The sequence below is a fragment of the Methylotenera sp. genome, assembly GCF_030684185.1.
Classification (GTDB): Bacteria; Pseudomonadota; Gammaproteobacteria; order Burkholderiales; family Methylophilaceae; genus Methylotenera.
The window spans coordinates 86,300-107,972 of sequence record NZ_JAUXOY010000030.1 but is presented as its reverse complement, the minus strand read 5'-3'; the positions used below and the strand labels follow the sequence as shown (position 1 = coordinate 107,972).

The following is a 21,673-nucleotide window of genomic DNA, read 5'->3' as shown; positions in this document are numbered from 1 at the left end:
TAATTAACTAAGCAACCCTTAGTTAAGTGTTTTAGCCTTTTCAACAGCCTCTTCAATACCACCAACCATGTAGAAAGCTTGCTCTGGCAAATGATCATACTCACCAGCAACAATCGCTTTAAAGCCTTTAATAGTTTCTTTTAAAGGCACGTATTTACCTGGCGCACCTGTAAACACTTCAGCTACGTGGAACGGTTGTGACAAGAAACGTTGAATTTTACGTGCACGGCCAACAGCTAACTTGTCTTCTGGTGACAATTCGTCCATTCCCAAAATCGCAATAATGTCGCGCAATTCTTTATAGCGTTGTAATGTTTGTTGAACGCTACGTGCTACGTTGTAATGCTCTTCACCAACTACTAATGGGTCTAATTGACGTGATGTTGAATCCAATGGATCAACCGCTGGGTAGATACCTAAAGATGCAATGTCACGTGAAAGTACAACTGTTGAATCCAAATGCTGGAAAGTTGTCGCAGGCGATGGGTCGGTCAAGTCATCCGCAGGTACGTATACCGCTTGAATAGAAGTAATAGAACCCGCTTTAGTTGAAGTAATACGCTCTTGTAAGCGACCCATTTCATCAGCAAGGGTAGGTTGGTAACCTACAGCTGAAGGCATACGGCCTAACAACGCAGATACTTCAGTACCGGCCAATGTATAGCGATAGATATTATCCACAAAGAACAATACATCACGACCTTCATCACGGAATTTTTCAGCCATGGTCAAACCTGATAACGCTACGCGTAAACGGTTGCCTGGTGGTTCGTTCATTTGACCAAACACCATCGCTACTTTTGATTCCTTCATGTTATCAAGTTTGATAACACCGGCTTCTGCCATTTCGTGGTAGAAGTCATTACCTTCACGAGTACGTTCACCAACACCTGCAAACACTGATAAACCTGAGTGTTGTTTTGCAATGTTGTTAATAAGTTCTAGCATGTTAACTGTTTTACCTACTCCGGCACCACCAAACAAACCAACTTTACCGCCTTTAGCAAACGGGCAAACTAAGTCAATCACTTTAATGCCAGTTTCTAACAAATCAACAGAAGGAGATAACTCTTCAAAAGTTGGTGCTTTTTGGTGAATTGCACGACGCTCTTCACAATCAATCGGACCAGCTTCGTCAATTGGGCGACCTAACACATCCATAATACGGCCTAAAGTACCTACACCAACTGGCACAGTAATTTGATCACCAGTAGATTTAAATGTCGTGCCACGAGCTAAACCATCTGATGATCCCATCGCGATGGTACGCACAATGCCGTCACCTAATTGTTGTTGCACTTCAAGCGTTAATCCTTCTTCTGCTTTGCTTGATGCATCATCAATAATCAATGCTTCAAATACTTTAGGCATTTGGTCACGCGGAAACTCAACGTCAACCACCGCACCAATGATTTGCACGACTCTACCTGTTTTTACACTAACGTTTGCTGTACTCATTTTAATTTCCTATTCAAACTAATCTGTTGAATTCTAATTTAATGTTCTGTTTCTTACCTTAGGCAACCGCTGCTGCGCCGCCGACAATCTCTGAAATCTCTTTGGTAATGGCTGCTTGACGTGCTTTGTTGTAAACCAATTTCAAATCACCGATTACTTCTTTTGCATTGTCAGATGCGGACTTCATAGCGACCATACGTGACGATTGCTCAGAAGCCATGTTCTCTGATACCGCGTTATAAACCAACGACTCAATATAACGCACCATCAATTGATCAATGACAGGCTTTGATTCAGGTTCATAGATGTAATCCCAGTGCCCTTTGGCAGCGCCAATCTGTAGTGCGCTTTTAATGACGCCACTAGTTGTAAGTGCCTCTACTTTTTCGTGCTCAGCATGTGTACCTAAACGCTCAGCTGTTAAGGGTAGCAATTGCTCCAGCACTGGCTCTTGTTTCATCGTGTTAATGAAGCGTGTATAGCAGATATATAACTGATCGATTTCACCAGCGGTATAAGCATCTAACATCACTTTAATCGTACCAATCAAGGTTTCCAAATGCGGAACGTCGCCTAAACCAGTAATATGTGACTTTACATTGGCTCCAACGCGGTTCATAAATGTATAACCCTTGTTGCCAATTGCACTAACGGTAATTGCCTTGCCTTCAGACTCCCAGTTTTTCATCTGGTTAATTGAAAGTCGCAGTACATTGGTATTCAAACCACCGCAAAGCCCTTTATCAGAGCTGACTACGATAATACCAATATTTTTTACATTCTCACGCTTTAAAAGAAAAGGGTGTTTGTATTCCGAATGCGCTAAAGAAAGATGGGCTGCTACATTACGAATTTTATCAGCGTATGGGCGTGAAGCACGCATTCTATCCTGCGCTTTACGCATTTTAGAAGCGGCCACCATTTCCATTGCTTTAGTGATCTTGCGTGTGTTCTCTACACTCTTAATCTTGGTTCTAATCTCTTTACTACCAGCCATTTTAGTGTCCTAATAGTTAAAGATTAGTATGCGTTTGTAGCTTTAAAGTCTTGAATTGCTGCATCAAGTGCTTTTTCATTGTCGCCGCTTAAATCTTTACTTGATTCAATCGCATCAGCAATAGATTTATATTTTGAAGCGATGAAACTATGCAATTTATTTTCAAAAGCTAATACCTTGTTGGTTGGAACATCATCAAAGTAACCTTTGTTAGCTGCAAACAATGTAATTGCCATATTAGAAACGTTTAAAGGTGCATACTGTGCTTGCTTCATCAACTCAGTAAACATACGACCGCGATCCAATTGTTTACGTGTAGCTTCATCCAGATCAGAAGCAAACTGCGCAAACGCCGCCAATTCACGGTATTGAGCAAGCGCTAAACGTACACCGCCGCCTAATTTCTTGATGACTTTAGTTTGAGCAGCACCACCCACGCGAGACACTGAAATACCAGCGTTAATCGCAGGACGAATACCAGCGTTGAACAAGTCAGTTTCCAGGAAGATCTGACCATCAGTAATAGAAATAACGTTAGTTGGAACGAATGCAGAAACGTCACCGGCAGCTGTTTCAATCACCGGCAATGCTGTTAATGAACCTGTTTTACCTTTAACTGCACCGTTAGTGAATTTTTCTACATACTCTTCGTTAACACGAGCTGCACGCTCTAACAAACGTGAGTGAATGTAGAACACATCACCTGGATACGCTTCACGGCCTGGTGGACGACGTAATAGCAATGAAATTTGACGATAAGCAATCGCTTGTTTGGTCAAATCATCATAAACGATCAATGCATCTTCACCGCGATCACGGAAGTATTCGCCCATAGTACAACCGGCATATGGTGCTAAGAATTGCAATGCAGCAGAATCAGAAGCAGTAGCAGCAACTACAATGGTGTAAGCCATCGCGCCGTTTTCTTCAAGTTTGCGTACCACGTTAGCCACCGTAGAAGCCTTTTGGCCAATCGCAACGTAGATACAGGTCATGTTTTGACCTTTTTGATTAATGATGGCATCAATCGCAACTGCAGTTTTACCTGTTTGACGGTCGCCAATGATCAGCTCACGTTGACCACGGCCAACCGGCACCATTGAGTCAACAGATTTCAAACCAGTTTGCACTGGCTGTGAAACTGATTTACGTGCAATAACACCTGGCGCAACTTTTTCAATTTTATCTGTCATCTTAGCGTTGACAGGGCCTTTACCATCGATAGGCTGACCTAGCGCGTTAACGACGCGACCAATCAACTCCGGGCCTACCGGCACTTCCAAAATACGACCTGTACATTTACAGATGTCACCTTCAGTAATGTGCTCGTAGTCACCTAAAACCACCGCACCCACTGAATCACGCTCTAAGTTAAGCGCCAAACCGAATGTATTGCCTGGGAACTCGATCATTTCACCGGCCATTACGTTTGAAAGACCGTGAATACGAACAATACCGTCTGTTACTGAAATTACTGTACCTTGAGTACGCGCTTCAGCCGAGGTAGAAAAATTTTCTAATCTGCTTTTAATCAGTTCACTGATTTCTGATGTAGATAACTGCATGTTGACTCCTAATAGTTTTCTTTGCCTAAATTATTCTTTGTAGGCCTAAGCTGAAAGCGTGTAAGCTAAATTTTGTAACTGACCTTTGACAGATGCGTCTATCACGGTATCGCCAACAATAATTTTTATACCGCCAATAAGTTCTGAATCTACAGAAACATTGGCTTCAATCTTTTTACCAAACTTGGCTTCCAAGCGCTTTACTAAATCTTTGACCTCAGCAGCACTAGGCTTCGCAGCCGCAATAATTTGCGCATCAAGCGTACCTTCATCCAGCGCTTTAAGCTCTTCAAACGCACTAGAAATGGCCGGTAAAATAGACATACGACCATATTCGACCAACACTTTTATCAAGTTCTGGCCATGTTCGTTAAGTTTATCGCCACACACTTTTAAAAAAGCGGCTTGCAATTCGCTACTGACTACTTTTGGATCCTGAATGTAAGCCTGCATTTGCGCGTCGCTAGCGACACTCGATGCAAAACCCAACATTTCAGACCACTTAGCCAAAGCTTTTTGCTCGCTACCTAATTTATAGGCAGCTACTGCATAAGGCCTTGCGATGGTTGATATTTCAGCCATATCCTGTCCTTAAAGTTCTGCTGCTAGTTTAGATAACATTTCGCTGTGCGCCTTTGCATCAATCTCTTTACGCAAGATTTTTTCAGCACCTGCGATGGCTAACGCCGACACCTGCGAACGTAGACCCTCTTTTGCACGGTTTACTTCTTGGTCGATTTCAGCTTTAGCGCTCGCTATAATACGCTCGCCTTCAGCTTTAGCATTACCCTTAGCTTCTTCTACGATTTGTGAACCGCGTTTTTCAGCTTGGCCAATAATTTCGCTCGCTTTTTGCTTGGCTTCGTTCAAAGTGACTTCTGATTTCTTAGCTGCAACTTCCAAAGCACTTTTACCTTCTTGTGCTGCTGCTAAGCCATCAGCGATTTCCTTTTGGCGTGTTTCAATCGCTGATAACAGCGGTGGCCAAACGAATTTCACTGTGAACCAAATCAACACAGCAAATGCGATGGCTTGTGCGATAAGTGTAAAGTTAATGTTCATTTTTGATCCATGTCTTTAATCATAAAAGCACTAGTCATTATGCTTTTGCAAAATGACTAGATGACTTAATTCGCTAATTATTGAGCGGCTGCAGTAACTACGCTTAATAATGGGTTAGCAAATGCAAACATCATCGCTAGACCAACACCAATAATGAAAGAAGCATCGATAAGACCTAATAGCAAGAATACTTTACCTTGTAATTGTGGAATCATTTCTGGCTGACGTGCAGCACCTTCTAAAAAGCTAGCACACATAATACCAATACCGATACAAGCACCCGCAGCGCCCAAACCAATAATTAAACCAATACCAACGCCTGTGTAGGCTTGAATCAATGCTAAAGCATCCATGTTATTACCCTCTCTAAAATTAAACTTACAACTAAAACCACTAAAAACTACCGATAAAAAATAAAACGACTAAATTACAAAAAAACTAATGTGACTCATGTGCCATAGCCAAATATACAACGGTCAGCATCATGAAAATAAACGCTTGCAATGCCACGATTAAAATATGGAAGATAGACCAGCCAGCACCCAGTATTGCGCTTGGGATAATCCAGCCAGCCCCAGTGGCCGCCCACATACCCAGCAACAAGAAAATCACTTCACCTGCATACATGTTACCGAACAGCCGTAATGCGTGAGATAGGGGCTTAGAAATGTATTCAATCAGATTAAATGCAAAGTTAGCCACAAATAATAATGGGCTTAAGAGCAAACCAACAATACCCATTGCAGTTTTTGGCTTGAAAAATTTTGCGCCGCCGAATGGTGCATAGAACAATTCATGCACCCAACCGCCCAAGCCCTTAACCTTAATAGAAAAGAATATCATCAAAATCCACACAGCTAATGCCAATGCAAATGTGGTGTTTATGTCAGAAGTAGGTACCGCGCGCCATGTAGCGTGCTCTCCGCCGAAGAATGAAACAATGCCCGCAACCCAGTCCACAGGCAGGAAGTCCATAGAGTTAAGCACCAGCACCCACAAAAAGACTGTTAAAGCAGTTGGTGCAATAAAGGCATGGCGGTTGCCGTGAAAAATATTTTTAACCTGATCATCAATAAAACCAAACACCAGCTCTACAAACGCCTGCCCTTTGCCAGGAACACCAGAGGTTGCTTTTCTTGCTACCAGCCAAATTAAGCCCATTACAATAATACCCAGCGCTACCGACATTGCAAATGTATCCACATGCAATGTCCAAAAGCTACTTTCACCAAAAGACTTGGCATTAAATGCCAGATGATGATCAATATAACCAGAAGGGGTGAGTACTTGTTGTGCGTTGCCTGCGTGTTCTGTAGCCATAATCAATATTTACTTTAATAAAATTCGTTTAAATTAAACTTTTAACTTACTCAGCGCGGCGCCAGAAAATAATGCTGCCGCCGCTAAACCTGCAATCAGCGCAAATGGCACCAACTGCTTATATAAATTAAATATAATTACCAATAAAACAATAATTACTAATATTTTTACTGCTTCAGCTTTTAATAAATTGATTAATATTGCTGAAGCATCTGTATTCTTTTCACCACGTTTTGCTATTAGTACTGCCGCACAGGCACCAAGCACAACACTTAATCCACCAAGCACCGCTGAGATACCTGCATTTAAACCTGAAATAAGTAGCGCTACGATTGCAACCGCAAACGTAGCAACTAGCTGAATTTTAAGCATTTTACTAAAAACATCTGATGTGTTGGATGTTGACAATTACTTAAACCCAGTTAATTTTATTGCTTAAATTGTTACTGCTTTTACGATTTTTTTATATGTTTAATGCAGTAAAGACCGCGATTTTGAATTATTACCGCTTTTTAGTCAAGACTTAAGTGACAAGGATTTATAGCTTGTTTAAGCAAAATGAAACACTTAGCGTGAGAACTTGCTTGATAAATTTCACGCTAGCGTGAAATTTTAGCAACAATCTCGTCGAGCTGATCTAAATTTGCATAGTTGATTTTCAATGACCCTGAACCATTTGCACCTGCTTTTATGCTGACTACTGCACCCAATTGATCACTTAATGACTCTTGCAGCCTTAAAACATCAGGATTGCTACTAATATTTTGCGTATGTTTTTGTGGCGGCTTTTCAGTTTCCACATTCAGTTTTTTTACAGCACTTTCCACATCCCGCACTGATAAATTATTTTGCACGATTTGTTCAGCAAGCATAATTTGTTGAGCGCCACTCAAACCGACCAAAGCACGGGCATGCCCCATATCCAACTTTCCTACCATTAGTATTTCTTGCACTGGCGCGCATAAAGTCAGTAATCGCAGTAAGTTGGAAACTGCAACGCGTGAACGACCGACCGCTGCTGCCGCTTTTTCATGCGTCATGGCAAATTCGTCTATCAAACGCTTAATGCCTTGCGCTTCTTCTAAAGGATTAAGATTTTCACGCTGGATATTTTCTATCAGCGCCATTGCCAGTGCAGCTTCATCAGCAATTTCACGCACCAACACAGGCACTTCTTCTAAACCCGCTATCTGGCTCGCACGCCAGCGGCGTTCACCGGCGATGATTTCATACTGCTCGGCGTCTGATTGCTCAATACTAATGTGGCGCACCAGTATTGGCTGCATAATGCCTTGTGATTTAATTGATGCCGCCAGCGTCTGTAAGGCCGCATCATCCATATAACTGCGCGGCTGGTATTTACCAGGGCGCAATTGCGCGACTTTAAGCATCAACAGCGAATCGGCTTCGCCCACGCTGCCCATATCGCCTGCCAGCAGTGAATCCAGCCCACGACCCAACCCTCTATTCAAACCTTTTAATTTAGTCATGTTTTTTTCCACTTCGCATTACTTCTTTCGCTAACTCTAAATAAGCAACCGCGCCTTTTGAACTTTTATCGTAACTGAGCACGGAAACACCATAACTTGGCGCCTCAGCCAGGCGTACATTGCGCGGAATAATCGTTTTATAGACTTTATCGCCAAAATGGCTAATCAGTTGTGCCGACACCTGTTGCGCGAGCATATTGCGATTATCGAACAAGGTACGCAACAACCCCTCAATCTCAAGCGTTGGGTTTAAACGTGCACGTACTTTTTTAATCGTATTCACCAAATCAGACAAACCCTCCAGCGCATAATACTCGCACTGCATGGGTATCATCACCGCGCTGGATGCGGTAAGCGCATTTACGGTAACCAGGTTTAGGGCAGGGGGACAATCCAGCAAAACAAAATCATAAGGTATCTGGCCATCAGCATTTGCCAATTTGGCAATAGCAACCTTAAGGCGGTTTTCACGTGCAAGCTCGTTCACTAGCTCTACTTCTGCGCCAGCCAAATCGCGATTAGCAGGCGCAATATCAAATCCGCCTTTTTCGCTATGCTGTATTACTTCTTTAAGTGACTTTTCGCCAATCAGCACATGGTAAATGCTATGTTTGAGATGTGCTTTATCTATGCCGCTACCTGTGCTGGCATTGCCTTGCGGGTCTAAATCTATCAATAAAACGCGTTTATGAAAATGCGCCAGACTAGCAGCCAGATTCACACAAGTAGTGGTTTTACCTACGCCGCCTTTTTGATTGGTGATTGCTAATATTTTCATTATTTATCTTAAAAAATTAACTGGGAAATTGACCAGATTCATTTATTCATGCTTAAAAAAACAAGATGCCGTTCTGCATCCAAACCCGCGACTTTCAGCACTTCAATTTTACTCGGCTGTATGCCTGTATTTTTAAATTCCTGATTTTCAAACTCATGGTCAGGCACTACACCTTTCATTGCTAACCACAGCCCATTTTCCGCCAATAAATGCTTGGTAAGGTTTATAAACAAAGCAATCTCAGAAAACGCACGCGAAATAATCACGTTAAAACCCGCGCCCTGATTTTCCAGACCCGGATTAAAACGTTCCTTTTTTAGCGCTTCTACACGACCGGCTTCCACATGGAAATTACTCAAGCCAAGCTCGCCTTTAACCTGCCGCATAAAACTGGTTTTTTTAGTCACTGAATCTATTGCCGTCACTTGCAAGTCCGGCAAACAAATCGCCAGCGGAATACTCGGCAATCCGGCACCTGCACCTACATCCAACAAAAACTTAGGTGCCAGAGCCTGTACATGCGGCAATACACTCAAGCTATCCAGCAAATGCAAAGTCACCATCTCTAACGGATCGCGAATCGCCGTGAGATTATGCACCTTGTTCCACTTATCAATCAACAACACATAAGCAATCAACTTAGCCTGCTTTTCAGGGCTAACCAACAAGCCCATTTCCAGCAAGCCTGCTTCAAGCTTGGCTTGCAACGTACTTTGTAAAGTCATGCGGCCAAATCTGCAGAGTTAGCATCTATTGGTTTGCTGCGTGACTTGCGTTTTAAGTAAACCAATAACAATGAAATTGCCGCAGGCGTAATACCTGAAATACGGCTGGCTTGACCGATGGTTTCCGGTTTTTGCGCATTGAGTTTTTGTTGCGCTTCAATCGGTAAGCCATGAATCTCACGGTAATCTAAATCACCAGGTAGCTTAGCATTCTCCTGGCCGCGACTACGCGCGACTTCATCAGTTTGGCGGTCGATATAGCCTTGATATTTCGCCGCGATTTCTACCTGCTCACGCACAGCGGGTTCAACTTCGCCAAGGCCGTCTTCACCCAATGACAATAAAGCCTCGTAACTCACTTCAGGGCGACGCAATAATTCAAACAGGCTATATTCATGCTCAAGCGGCTTGCCGAACATTTCCACCATTTTCTCTACGGGCAAATTAGCGGGTTGCACAAAAGTCTTTTTAAGGCGCTCTTGTTCGCGGCTTACTGCTTCCTGCTTACGGCTAAATGCTTCCCAGCGCACATTATCTACCAAGCCTAATTTGCGACCCATCTCTGTGAGGCGCATATCGGCATTATCTTCACGCAATTGCAGCCGGTATTCTGCACGGCTGGTAAACATGCGATACGGCTCAGTAACGCCGCGCGTAATTAAGTCATCCACCAATACGCCCAAATACGCTTCATCACGCGCCGGGCACCAGGATTCTTTGCCTTGAGAATACAAGGCGGCGTTAGCGCCTGCCAGCAAACCTTGCGCGGCGGCTTCTTCATAGCCAGTCGTGCCGTTGATTTGCCCTGCAAAAAACAAACCTTGCACAGTTTTGGTTTCTAACGAGCTTTTTAAACCGCGCGGATCATAGTAGTCATACTCGATGGCATAACCCGGGCGCAGAATATGAGCTTTCTCAAGCCCTTTAACCGAGCGCACCAATGCCAGCTGAATATCAAACGGCAAACTGGTTGAAATTCCGTTTGGATAGATTTCATTAGTGGTTAAGCCTTCAGGCTCTAAAAATATCTGATGGCTTTCCTTATCTGCAAACCTGTGGATTTTATCTTCCACACTTGGGCAATAGCGCGGGCCAACGCCCTCAATCACGCCTGTATACATGGGTGAACGATCTAAACCGCTGCGAATAATATCGTGCGTACGCTCATTGGTGTGTGTAATCCAGCAGGGCAGTTGGGCGGGGTGCTGTGCGGCGTTGCCCAAAAAAGAGAACACCGGCACCGGGTTGTCGCCTGGCTGAATGGTCATCACAGAATAATCAATGGTGCGACCATCAATACGCGGTGGCGTGCCTGTTTTTAACCTGCCTGCTGGCAAGCCGATTTCACGCAAACGGGCAGCCAGCGAAATAGAAGGCGGGTCGCCCGCGCGGCCTGCGCTGTAATTTTGCATGCCCACATGCACCAAGCCGCCTAAAAACGTACCTGCAGTAAGCACCACAGATTTAGAAGCAAAACGTAAACCGATTTGCGTCACTACACCAGCGGCGCGCTCACCCTCTAAAATAATGTCATCCACCGCCTGCTGAAACAACCAAAGGTTAGGCTGATTTTCTAACCTGTGGCGAATAGCCGCTTTATACAACACGCGGTCTGCCTGCGCACGCGTAGCGCGAACCGCAGGCCCTTTACTGGAGTTTAAAATACGAAACTGAATACCGCCTTCATCCGTCGCGGCCGCCATTGCGCCGCCCAGCGCGTCAATCTCTTTAACCAAATGCCCTTTGCCGATACCGCCAATACTGGGGTTGCAAGACATTTGACCTAAAGTTTCGATGTTGTGTGTGAGTAACAGGGTTTTTTGCCCCATTCTGGCGCTTGCAAGCGCCGCTTCGGTGCCCGCATGGCCGCCACCCACCACAATGACATCAAATATATCTGGATAATTAAAGCGAACCTCTGACATGGAATAGGGCTTAGTATTCAAAGGGTTAAATTTTACCGCAAAGCGCCTTTTTTGTCGTGTTAAAGCTTGAAAAAGTCGCCATGCGACACCATATAATTGACTGAAATCAAGTCAAAACAACTTTTTTTACAGTATAGTCACATTTACATAACAAAATTGGCACAAAACTAGCTTAATATTTTATATAATGTTTGCGTATTTGCGATAACATCACAGTATTGCTTAATTAAGCACCGCTTAACTAAAATCGACTGGTAGCAACATAAAAATAAGCTATTGCAACCTTAAGTCACACTATTTTTTATTACTTAACTGGAGTCATCAATGAAACATCTAAATATCGTTCTTGCTGCATTATTAGGCTTTGCCGCACTTTCTGCACAGGCAGATGTCACCAATGCTGAAAAATTAGCAAAAAAATACACTAATATTGCTAAAACAGTAAACCCAGCATTTGAAGGCGGATCTGCTGAAGCAGGTAAAGAATTTTACAACCGTGAAATTAAACAATTTAAAGGTAACGCAAGCACAGAAGGCAAATCTATTGCTTGTGCATCTTGCCACACGGCCAACCCTGCAGATAAAGGCCGCCACATTATTACTGGCAAATCAATCAAGCCATTATCACCAGTTGTAAACACTAAACGCTTTACTAATCTTGACCACGTTGAAGAAAAGTTTACAAAACATTGTACCGAAGTGCTAGGCAGCGATTGTTCAGCCGCAGAAAAAGCTAACTACATCACTTACTTATTAACTGAAAAAACACCTACACCTAAAAAATAGTTGTAAGTAGAAAACGCAGCTAATTTAAGTTGCAAATTAAAAAGCAGTGTTTCACGTGAAACACTGCTTTTTTTATGCCTATACAGTTTGCATGACGATTAAACTCACCAGCCAAACAACGCGGTCCCGTTCCCTGAGCCTGTCGAAGGGATAGCAAAACTATACATTGGCACGCCATCCCTTCGACAGGCTCAGGGAACGAAATAGTAACGAAGCAGCAGCGCTATTGTTTTTTAATCTTTTTCTGTTTTGTAAGGCTAGGCAACAAGCTTGTTAGCGCCTGATAACGCTCAAACAAAAATGCCACACGCGCCGCATCGGTATTCGCGCCGCCTTCGGCTTTGTTCAGGCCGGGTTTGTAACCATAAGCCGCGTCCACAGCTTTATCCAAAGCCTGATGCGCTTTTAGCAGATTGGCAGGCATGGTCAGCGGGTCGTATAAATCAGCGAGTGATGCGCTGATATGTACCGCACGCGCATCCAAAACCGCTTGTGCGGCAGCATCTATGTTCTTGTAGGAGCGGCTTGTAGCCGCGAAAGCATCTGTGCAATTTTCATCATTGCTGGTTCGCGGTGAAACACCGCTCCTACAATCTGGCCACGGGAAGTTGTTGTAAACTAGACCTGCCGAATAGCGATACCCACTTCCTAAACGTCCGCATATTGCACCCGTCCAAGCCATGTGCATACTTGAATTTAATATACCAAAATCATAAACTCCTGCGCCTTCAATTGTATAAAGCAGGTTACTTGCAACAATATCTACTGACAAGTAAGCAATTGGTATATATTTTCTCCGTTCTGACGACACCTCTGGCACCGCCAAATAATCTATTTTAGGCTGCCGTATTTCACCAAACAAAGTAGGCGTTGCCGCTTGCTCTTGCGTCGGTACTTTTGTGCTCGCCAGCCGCATCTTACGCACCGCCTCTATACGCGCCATAACCAGCGGCATTTGCCGCAAGTGCTGCGGGTTTGCATCTTTCAACCATAAGCAATAGCGCCTGTTGCCGTTAATCAATTCTTCTGAACCTATGTATGGGCGTATGTACTGCTCAGACGCAGGTTCTTGAGTTAGCAGCTCAGTGCGTTCAATTTCTGTGAGTATTAAATTACCACCATCAGCAGGCTTGCTACCGTAAGTCATCTCTGGCACGGCGCAAATCGGGCGGCGTGATTTTTCAATAATCACATCAGGCGCATCTACCAAATATGGGTTAATATTCACCGCCTTCACCGCATGCGGCTCGCCCTTAATATCATCGTATTCATAAATGGTTTTATCTGCTACATCTTGCAAACCAAAGCCGATAATCACGCAATGCACAGCGGCTTTGCCGCGCGCTTCATTACTCCAGCTAAACGTGCGGTGCGCAAAATGAATCTTGATGCCTTGCGCCAGCATCCAAGCCCACAGCACGCCGACTTGCTCGCCTTGCGTAATACTGTTGGTGGAAACAAATGCGCAACGGATTGTTGACATTCCGTTCCCTGAGCCTGTCGAAGGGATTGCAACATGATTTATATTTTTCGAATTGCCCATCCCTTCGACAGGCTCAGGGAACGAGGTTTTATGCATATACCATGCCGCCTTAATATACCAAGCCGCCACAAAATCCAGCAAGCCTGCATTTTTAATAGCTCCGCAGACTAATTGCATATCCGCTTTTTGCGCGGCCGACTGGTTACTTTTACCTAAAAACGGCGGGTTTCCTAACACATAACTGCAACGCTCTGGCGGTAACACGCTCGCCCAATCGGTTTGCAGTGCATTACCGCAAATAATATGCGGCGTGGCTTTAAGCGGAATGCGCGCAAAGTACGCACCAAACTCTTCTGAAATTTTCATGTTCATTTGATGGTCAGTCAGCCATAGTGCAACCTGGGCGATTTGCGCCGGAAATTCTTCAATCTCGATACCGTAAAATTGGTCTACGTCTACGTTAATCAGCGTTTGTACGTCCAGCACTTGCTGGCCGCTGGTAATGCTGGCGCGCAACACGGCTAATTCAAGCAGGCGCAGTTCTCTGTAGGTAATCACCAAAAAGTTTCCGCATCCGCAAGCGGGGTCTAAAAAGGTTAAATCGCGCAGCTTTGTGTGAAAATCAAACAGGCGGTTTTTGTTATTTTTAATCTTTTCAAACTCAGCCCACAGCGCATCTAAAAATAACGGTTTAATCAGCTTTAAAATATTTTCTTCACTGGTGTAGTGCGCGCCGAGGTTGCGTCGCGCATCGGCATCCATAATGCTTTGAAACAAGCTGCCGAAGATAGCAGGGGAGATAATGCTCCAGTCCAGCGCGCATAAATCCAGCAATGCCTCGCGCATTTTGCTATCAAACTGTGCCGGCGGCAGCGGCTCTGCAAATAGCTTGCCGTTCACATACGGAAACGCGGCAATGCTTTCATCCAGATTAGTCAAACGCTTTTCAGCTGGCTGGTTAAGTGCATAAAACAGGCTATTGAGATGCAACGCTAAATCACTGCCATCAGTACTGGTTTTAGTTTCAATGTAATCCTGAAACAGGCGTTTCTCAAAAATAGTGGTGTCTTCTGCAAACAGGCAAAATAGCAAGCGCACCAAATAGACTTCTAATTCATGCCCGGTATAACCAACCGACTTAAGCGCATCGTGCAACTTGCCCATGCGCTCGGCAGCTTTAATGTTAATAGGGTCTTGCGGTTTGATGATTTGCGTTTGGTAACCAGCAATAAAGCCGAATAACTTTACGTTTTGATACAGGTCTTTTAGGCCGAATTCAACTTGCTCGTTAGTTTCAAGGTTATAAAGCCTGAATTTAGAAAAGTCTGAAACCAGTATGTATTTGGGTAAATCGCGTTCTTTAATACCAGGAAAATAGTCTAATGCCTGATCAAATGCTCGGTCTAGGCTCTTACCGCGTGATTTATGCTCTACCAATAACTGTCCGCGCCAGAGCATATCAATGTAGCCGCCTTTGCCGTCAGACTTTTTAACGGGTTCTTCAAAGCTGGCAATACGGCGGCGCGTGATGCCAAATACATTAAAGAAAGCATCCCAAAATGATTTGGCTTCCGCATCTTCTCGCGATTCAGACTCCCACTCTTTTGAAAATGTATTTGCGCGGGTTTTGATTTCGTTCCAAGAAAGTGCCATGTTGTGTGCTTATTGATTTTTATAATTGTATGAAAGTATACACCGCCACTGTTGTGCGCAATGCGCGGCTTTCACTAATTGTTTCACGTGAAACGTAATAAATTTCATGGAAATTTACAACGCTTAACAAATTATAAGTATTGGCTCTTGACGAGCGCGTGATTGCGCGCCTATAGTATGGCAAGCGTATTTGTGCAATTACCACAGCGCTTTCACCGAACAAAAATTGAGGAGAACTGTATGGCAGGTAAATTTGAATTAAAAGTGGCTAAAAGCGGACAATTCCATTTCAATCTATTGGCAGGTAATGGTCAAATTATCATGCAAAGCGAAATGTATGAAAGCAAAGCAAGCGCATTAAACGGCATTGCTTCTATTCAAAAAAATGCGGCAGATGATGCTCGCTATGAACGGCTGGTTTCAAAATCTGAAAAACCATATTTTGTGCTTAAAGCCGGTAATCACCAAGTGATTGGCCAAAGCCAAATGTACGAAAGTGAAGCAGGGCGCGACAACGGCATTGAATCTGTGAAGAAAAATGCTCCTGAAGCTGAAGTGGTAGACTTAACTGCTTAACTGAATAACAACACCGCTCCCTGAGCCTGTCGAAGGCGTGCTAAGCTGGGTAATCACTAACCCCTTCGACAGGCTCGGGGAGCGATCATTTTACAAAAAATTATTTTCCGATACAAAATTTACTAAATATCTCGCCCAGCAAATCATCTGGCGTAAACTCACCAGTAATACTACTTAAACGCTCTTGCGCTAGTCGTAACTCTTCAGCCACCAACTCAGCCGAATTGATTTGTGCGCCAGCATTATATAAATGTGCTTGCACTTGCGTTAACGCTTCCAGATGTCTGGCACGCGCCATAAAAATACCTTCTGAATTATTTTCATATCCGGCAAGTTTTAATAAATGGCTTTTCAGCAAATCAATTCCTGCACCCGTTTTGGCTGAAAGATAAATATGGCTTGCGCCGTCTTTTTCTTTAACCAATGCCGGATCATTGGCAACATCAATTTTATTATGTACCCAAATTTTGCGTATTTCTTGCGGCAAGCGGGCTAGAATCGATTTTTCAGTTTCAGTAATACCATGAGCTGCATCTACCAATAATAATGCGATATTGGCGCTTTCTGCAGCTCGCCAAGTTCGCGCAATGCCGTATTTTTCTACTTCATCGTCAGTTTCACGCAAACCTGCTGTATCAATTACATGCAAAGGCACACCGTTTATTTGTATGGCATTTTTAATGGTGTCGCGTGTAGTGCCTGCGATTGAAGTCACGATAGCAATTTCTTCGCCAGCAAGCTGGTTCATCAAACTGGATTTTCCAACATTGGGCTGGCCGACTAAAACGACGCTGATGCCTTCACGCAATAAACTGCCTTGTTTGGCTTTTGCAAAGACCGCTTTTAATTCGGCCGTAATCGCCTCTAATTTTTCTGCCACGCGGCCTTGCGTAATAAAGTCGATTTCTTCTTCAGGAAAATCCAGGCATGCTTCAACATACATACGCAATTCAATCAGCTTTAAAAGTAAGGCGTTAATGCGCTGTGAAAATTCACCCGATAACGATCGTACCGCACTTTTAGCGGCTTCTGCAGTGGCTGCATTAATCACATCGGCTACGGCCTCGGCTTGGGCTAAATCTATTTTTTCATTTAAATAAGCACGGCGGGTAAACTCGCCCGGCTCTGCCTGGCGTGCGCCTAATTCAATACAACGCGCCAGCAAAATCTGCATAAGCGCGGTGCCGCCGTGTGCCTGAAGTTCAAGTACGTCTTCACCAGTGTAGGAATGAGGATTAGGGTAGAAAATGGCAATACCGCGATCAATAAGATCACCGTTAGCCTGTTTAAAATCCAGATAGGCAGCATGGCGTGAGCCAAGTTTGGAAGCGTTGCAATGGCTTAGAACACCTGCTGCGATGCTGGTAGCGGCAGGGCCTGAAACCCGCACAATACCTATGCCGCCAGCACCACTGGCTGTGGCGATGGCGGCTATAGTGTCTAGTAGCTTAGTGCTTGCCACCTGATTTTTTGAGTAAGGCTTCAGCGTGGATAGATTTATTGATATACCACTGTTGCCAGATTGAAATAATGTTATTCACAACCCAATACAACACCAAACCAGCAGGGAAGAAGAAGAAGAATATACTGAATATCACCGGCATCCATGTCATTACTTTTGCCTGTATAGGGTCTGTAGGCTTAGGATTAAGCTTAGTTTGAATAATCATGGAAGCACCCATGATTAACGGCAAAATGTAGTAAGGGTCAACCGCTGAAAGATCTTGAATCCAGCCGAAGAATGGTGCGTGACGTAACTCTACTGAGCCCAATAACATCCAGTAAAGTGCGATAAACACCGGGATTTGTAACAAAATAGGCAGGCAGCCACTCATCGGATTGATTTTTTCAGTACGATAAAGTTCCATCATGGCCTGTTGCATTTTTTGGCGGTCATCACCAAACTTTTGTTTCATTGATTCTAAACGTGGCGCTAACTCACGCATTTGTGCCATTGAGCGATAGCTTTTGGCTGATAACGGGTAAAACGCCGCTTTAATTAACAAGGTAAGTAAAATAATCGCTACACCCCAGTTATTCACCAAGCCGTGGATTTTTGAAAGCACCCAAAACAAAGGCGCAGCAAATACCGTTAACCAACCGTAATCAACCGTATACTCTAAACCTGGCGCGGTTTCTTGTAAATCATGTTTGGTTTGTGGGCCTGAAAATAAGCGCGCCGGAATGGTTAAACTAGCCCCTGGTGCAATGGTGCTTAATGTACTTTTTGAACCTATTCTATAGATACGATCGTTGAGCTTTTCAGTATAAAACTCGCGCGCCTGACCCTCTTTAGGAATCCAGGCGCTTACGAAATAATGCTGTAATAAGCCAACCCAGCCATCGTTTGATGTCAATTTAAGCGGCTCTTTTGCCATGTCAGAGAAAGCTAATTTTTTAAATTTAGTGCTTTCTGTGTAGTAAGAACCACCCGTGAAAGTCGGCATCAGCGCCGAGCCTTGATTAGACTCGTTATCATGCACAATCTGGTAATAAACAACCGGTGTAATGGCGATTTCCGAGCCATTTTTAATTTCATAATTCACATCAATGGCGTATTTATTACGATGAAACGTATACACCTTATCTACCGTTACACCATTGCCGGCCCAACTTAAACGCACCTCTAAGCTATCTTTGCCTTCTTGCATTGTGTAGCTGGTAGCGGTGCTGGTGAATAGCGCTTTATGTGAGGGTAAATCAGCGCCTACCAGGCCTGTTTGCGCCACATAGGTCATGGGTTTACCAGCATCATCTAACAAAATAAAGTTGGTTTTATCATTATCTGATGCGCGATGCTTAAGTAGCTCTAGCCTGCGTAAATCACCACCTGTGGTTTCAATGTCAGCTTTATATAAGTCAGTAGTTACACTAATGCGTTGGCCTGCTAGCAATTTATAATCGTGGTCAACCGCAGCATTGGTGATTGTTCCGGCAGACGCATTTGTTGGCTGATTTGGCACACTGTCAACCGTTTGACTTACCTGTTGCACCACTTCAGCTGGCGCATGTTGACGTTGCCATGCATCCCACAGCATCAAAATTGACATTGAAAATATAACAAACAGAATTAAACGTCTTGTATCCATGATTTTTTTGGCAATCTTTTATAAATTAGAACAAAATAATTTTCAAGTGATGAGTTTCAGTTAACACGTTAAGGTATAGGATCATGCCCGCCTGCGTGCCAAGGGTGGCAACGCAACAAGCGGCGAATCGTGTAATAGCTTCCAACTATAGCACCATGCTTACTGATAGCCTCTAAACCATACTGTGAACAGGTAGGATAAAAACGACATTGCTGACCTAAAAATGGGCTCAGCAATACCTGGTATGCTTTTATCAACAACATCAATATACGCGCCATTATATTCATCACTATTTATATGTAGCTATCAATTAGTTGGTGTATTTATTGGTGTACCCACCAATAAATTGGAGTTAACACGTTGATTTAATTTAGAAATTAAAAAATCAAACTCTTGTTTGATTTGAATAAAATCACCCCTGCCAAATTTTTTTTGTACGCGAATAATTAAATCAACATGGCATATCTGATGTTGATTTAACCTGAAAAACTCACGCAAAACACGGCGCATGTAATTTCTGTTTACCGCCAATTTAGCTGTTTTTTTTCCTACCACCAAACCTAAACGCGCTCGCTGGTGCATATTTGGTTGATAGTGTATCGCTAAATACTGGGTAGAAATTCGTTTGCGGAAATTAAAAACGGATGAAAAATCATCCGTTTTAATCATCTTGGCTTGTTTAACAAGCCTATACGTTTGCGCCATTACTTATTGTACCGTTGTTTGCAGCGCTGTAATTAAAAATTACTGCGATTTAAACTAACACCGATAACTTAGCGCTGCAATGATAAAGTCCAGGCGGACCTTAAAATTACAGACCTAGGCGTTTGCGACCTTTAGCGCGACGTGCTGCAATTACAGCACGGCCGCCTTTAGTAGCCATACGGACTAAAAAGCCATGTGTGCGAGCGCGACGTGTTTTAGAAGGTTGATATGTACGTTTCATGTAATTCTCCAGCAAGCATAATGCTATAAAGGGCGCTATTAGACACGATAACCGCCTATTTTGTCAATGTTTATTCTATGTTTATTTAGTTTTGTAAACTTTGTAAAAGCCTGTGGATAAGTTTGCATAAACCAGCTAAAATAGAGCGGATAACAAGTCGAAGATTATACTCGCTTATTGTAATTAATAAACAATTAAAACAAGTACTTAATAATTTTTTTACAGTTGCAGCTTTACAACTTAAGGTTAATATCGGTAGATGGAAAATTTCTGGCCTACTTGTCTCAGTCGTCTTGAACAAGAGCTCTCAACACAACAGTTTAATACCTGGATTAAACCTCTATCCGCAGAAATAGACGGTAATACAGTGCGCCTAGTCGCGCCTAATCGCTTTGTGATGCAATGGGTAAAAGAGCGCTTTCTAAAAAAAATTGAGCAGTTTGCATATGAATTAAAGCTCACTGATATTCAAATTGATTTTACTATTTCCAATAATGATTCAGACGCTGAATCAAAATCAAGCACGGTTAAATCAAATGCTAAAGTTGACTTTACTCATAAAATTAATTTGCTTGAATCACAAGTTGCTACAAGAAGCTCTCCTTTAAAAGCGCAGCATAAAAAAATTAATGATGCTGTTAAAAATAACTCCGGATTAAATAGTGACTTTAATTTTGATAACTATGTAACAGGCCGTGCTAACCAGCTAGCACGTGCTGCCGCTATACAAGTCGCTGAAAATCCTGGTAATGCCTATAACCCGCTTTTTATCTATGGTGGTGTAGGGTTGGGTAAAACCCATTTATTACAGGCGATTGGTAACGAATTAAAGCTTCACAACCCTGATGCTAAAATTCGTTATTTACACGCAGAACGGTATGTTTCAGATGTAGTTAAAGCGTATGAACATAAAGCGTTTGATGAGTTTAAGCGCCAATACCATTCGCTGGATTTATTACTGATTGATGATATTCAATTTTTTGCAAAAAAAACACGTACTCAGGAAGAGTTCTTTTATGCTTTTAACTCATTGATTGAGGCAAAAAAACAGATTGTCATTACTTGTGATACCTACCCAAAAGAAATTATTGATGTTGATGAACGATTACGTACACGTTTTAGTTGGGGTTTAACCGTTGCAGTAGAGCCACCTGAGCTAGAGATGCGCGTGGCTATTTTGTTAAAAAAAGCAGAAGCAGTTAATTTAAAACTACCTGAAGATGTTGCCTTTTTTATTGCCAAGCAAATTCGTTCTAGTGTACGTGAGCTTGAAGGTGCTTTAAATCGCATTATCGCAATGGCAAAATTTACCGGTCATGCCATTGATGTACATTTAGCCAAAGATGCTCTGCGTGATTTAATCGCGGTTCGTGGCAGGCAAGTCACCATGGAGAATATCCAAAAGACCGTTGCAGATTATTACAAAATTAAAGTGGCTGAGATGTACAGCAAAAAACGTACGCGTAATTTTGCGCGTCCCAGGCAAATTGCCATGGCTTTATCTCGTGAGTTGACTAATCATAGCTTCCCTGAAATTGGTGAAGCCTTTGGTGGCAGACACCATACAACAGTCATGCATGCTTGCGATGAAGTGGATTTACTTAGACAGAATGATCCTACATTTACCCGTGATATTAGTTTTTTAGTTCAAGTTATTAGAGATTAATCTTTAATTTAAAAGATTATTATTAGGTATAGAAGTGCCGTGTAAAGTTATGAATTTGTTGTGGATAAAAATAGCATAAGGTTGTGTATTTATAATATGAAATTTTTACTCAACAATTAATCCACAGTAGAATATACTTTTACCAATACAAAAA

General features: G+C 43.0%; 21 protein-coding genes. 3 read left to right on the top strand and 18 right to left on the bottom strand.

The annotated features are described in order from the left end of the window. Positions 1-18 precede the first annotated feature (18 nt). The 12 genes from atpD to mnmG form a co-directional block, all read right to left on the bottom strand. A complete protein-coding gene (gene atpD / locus Q8J82_RS12615) occupies positions 19-1,458 on the bottom strand; it encodes a F0F1 ATP synthase subunit beta (protein ID WP_304890767.1) in 1,440 nt (479 codons plus the stop codon). Positions 1,459-1,516: 58 nt separating this feature from the next. Next, complete coding sequence (gene atpG, locus Q8J82_RS12610) at positions 1,517-2,455, bottom strand: F0F1 ATP synthase subunit gamma (protein ID WP_304890768.1); 939 nt, start codon at positions 2,453-2,455, stop codon at positions 1,517-1,519. A gap of 23 nt (positions 2,456-2,478) precedes the next feature. Beyond that, on the bottom strand, positions 2,479-4,020 hold the full coding sequence (gene atpA, locus Q8J82_RS12605; RefSeq protein ID WP_304907962.1) for a F0F1 ATP synthase subunit alpha: 1,542 nt from the start codon (positions 4,018-4,020) through the stop codon (positions 2,479-2,481). Positions 4,021-4,065: 45 nt separating this feature from the next. Beyond that, positions 4,066-4,602: a F0F1 ATP synthase subunit delta gene (locus Q8J82_RS12600; RefSeq protein WP_304890104.1), complete on the bottom strand. Its 537-nt coding sequence runs from the start codon at positions 4,600-4,602 to the stop codon at positions 4,066-4,068. A gap of 9 nt (positions 4,603-4,611) precedes the next feature. Further along, on the bottom strand, positions 4,612-5,082 hold the full coding sequence (locus Q8J82_RS12595) for a F0F1 ATP synthase subunit B (RefSeq protein ID WP_304890103.1): 471 nt from the start codon (positions 5,080-5,082) through the stop codon (positions 4,612-4,614). A gap of 77 nt (positions 5,083-5,159) precedes the next feature. After that, entirely contained in the window at positions 5,160-5,435 is a 276-nt protein-coding gene (gene atpE / locus Q8J82_RS12590) for a F0F1 ATP synthase subunit C (protein ID WP_304890102.1), read from the bottom strand. A gap of 85 nt (positions 5,436-5,520) precedes the next feature. Further along, positions 5,521-6,402: a F0F1 ATP synthase subunit A gene (gene atpB / locus Q8J82_RS12585; RefSeq protein WP_304890101.1), complete on the bottom strand. Its 882-nt coding sequence runs from the start codon at positions 6,400-6,402 to the stop codon at positions 5,521-5,523. Between the two features lie 33 nt (positions 6,403-6,435). After that, the gene (locus Q8J82_RS12580; protein WP_304890100.1) at positions 6,436-6,810 is read right to left on the bottom strand and encodes an ATP synthase subunit I; all 375 of its coding nucleotides are present in this window, start codon (positions 6,808-6,810) and stop codon (positions 6,436-6,438) included. Between the two features lie 191 nt (positions 6,811-7,001). Next, positions 7,002-7,892 (bottom strand): ParB/RepB/Spo0J family partition protein, encoded by an 891-nt coding sequence (locus tag Q8J82_RS12575; protein WP_304890099.1) that lies wholly within the window; start codon positions 7,890-7,892, stop codon positions 7,002-7,004. After that, positions 7,885-8,670 (bottom strand): ParA family protein, encoded by a 786-nt coding sequence (locus Q8J82_RS12570; RefSeq protein ID WP_304890098.1) that lies wholly within the window; start codon positions 8,668-8,670, stop codon positions 7,885-7,887. Before Q8J82_RS12570 ends, Q8J82_RS12575 begins: the two co-directional genes overlap by 8 nt. 38 nt (positions 8,671-8,708) lie before the next feature. After that, positions 8,709-9,395 carry a 16S rRNA (guanine(527)-N(7))-methyltransferase RsmG gene (gene rsmG, locus Q8J82_RS12565; protein ID WP_304890097.1) on the bottom strand — a complete coding sequence of 229 codons (687 nt, stop codon included), beginning with the start codon at positions 9,393-9,395 and terminating at the stop codon, positions 8,709-8,711. Then, the gene (gene mnmG / locus Q8J82_RS12560; protein WP_304890096.1) at positions 9,392-11,320 is read right to left on the bottom strand and encodes a tRNA uridine-5-carboxymethylaminomethyl(34) synthesis enzyme MnmG; all 1,929 of its coding nucleotides are present in this window, start codon (positions 11,318-11,320) and stop codon (positions 9,392-9,394) included. The genes rsmG and mnmG overlap by 4 nt, the downstream gene beginning before the upstream one ends. Positions 11,321-11,644: 324 nt before the next feature. Between mnmG and Q8J82_RS12555 the strand changes: the two genes are divergently transcribed. Beyond that, positions 11,645-12,106, top strand: a complete 462-nt coding sequence (locus tag Q8J82_RS12555) for a DUF1924 domain-containing protein (RefSeq protein ID WP_304890095.1) — start codon at positions 11,645-11,647, stop codon at positions 12,104-12,106. Positions 12,107-12,329: 223 nt separating this feature from the next. Here Q8J82_RS12555 and Q8J82_RS12550 read toward each other — a convergent pair whose 3' ends face one another. Further along, positions 12,330-15,242 carry a DNA methyltransferase gene (locus Q8J82_RS12550; protein ID WP_305328433.1) on the bottom strand — a complete coding sequence of 971 codons (2,913 nt, stop codon included), beginning with the start codon at positions 15,240-15,242 and terminating at the stop codon, positions 12,330-12,332. 240 nt (positions 15,243-15,482) lie between these two features. On the opposite strand from Q8J82_RS12550, the gene Q8J82_RS12545 reads away from it, so the two are divergent. Continuing rightward, positions 15,483-15,818: a YegP family protein gene (locus Q8J82_RS12545; protein ID WP_304890093.1), complete on the top strand. Its 336-nt coding sequence runs from the start codon at positions 15,483-15,485 to the stop codon at positions 15,816-15,818. Positions 15,819-15,918: 100 nt separating this feature from the next. Here the strand turns inward: Q8J82_RS12545 and mnmE are convergent, their stop codons facing one another. The 5 genes from mnmE to rpmH form a co-directional block, all read right to left on the bottom strand. Continuing rightward, on the bottom strand, positions 15,919-17,280 hold the full coding sequence (gene mnmE, locus Q8J82_RS12540) for a tRNA uridine-5-carboxymethylaminomethyl(34) synthesis GTPase MnmE (RefSeq protein WP_304890092.1): 1,362 nt from the start codon (positions 17,278-17,280) through the stop codon (positions 15,919-15,921). Continuing rightward, on the bottom strand, positions 17,267-18,907 hold the full coding sequence (gene yidC, locus Q8J82_RS12535) for a membrane protein insertase YidC (RefSeq protein ID WP_305328432.1): 1,641 nt from the start codon (positions 18,905-18,907) through the stop codon (positions 17,267-17,269). Before yidC ends, mnmE begins: the two co-directional genes overlap by 14 nt. 68 nt (positions 18,908-18,975) lie before the next feature. Beyond that, on the bottom strand, positions 18,976-19,185 hold the full coding sequence (gene yidD, locus Q8J82_RS12530) for a membrane protein insertion efficiency factor YidD (protein ID WP_304890090.1): 210 nt from the start codon (positions 19,183-19,185) through the stop codon (positions 18,976-18,978). A gap of 28 nt (positions 19,186-19,213) precedes the next feature. Beyond that, positions 19,214-19,612 carry a ribonuclease P protein component gene (gene rnpA / locus Q8J82_RS12525; RefSeq protein WP_305252322.1) on the bottom strand — a complete coding sequence of 133 codons (399 nt, stop codon included), beginning with the start codon at positions 19,610-19,612 and terminating at the stop codon, positions 19,214-19,216. A gap of 106 nt (positions 19,613-19,718) precedes the next feature. Continuing rightward, on the bottom strand, positions 19,719-19,853 hold the full coding sequence (rpmH, locus tag Q8J82_RS12520) for a 50S ribosomal protein L34 (protein WP_013149458.1): 135 nt from the start codon (positions 19,851-19,853) through the stop codon (positions 19,719-19,721). A 259-nt stretch (positions 19,854-20,112) separates the two neighbouring features. Between rpmH and dnaA the strand changes: the two genes are divergently transcribed. Beyond that, on the top strand, positions 20,113-21,519 hold the full coding sequence (gene dnaA, locus Q8J82_RS12515; protein WP_304907954.1) for a chromosomal replication initiator protein DnaA: 1,407 nt from the start codon (positions 20,113-20,115) through the stop codon (positions 21,517-21,519). Positions 21,520-21,673 lie beyond the last annotated feature (154 nt).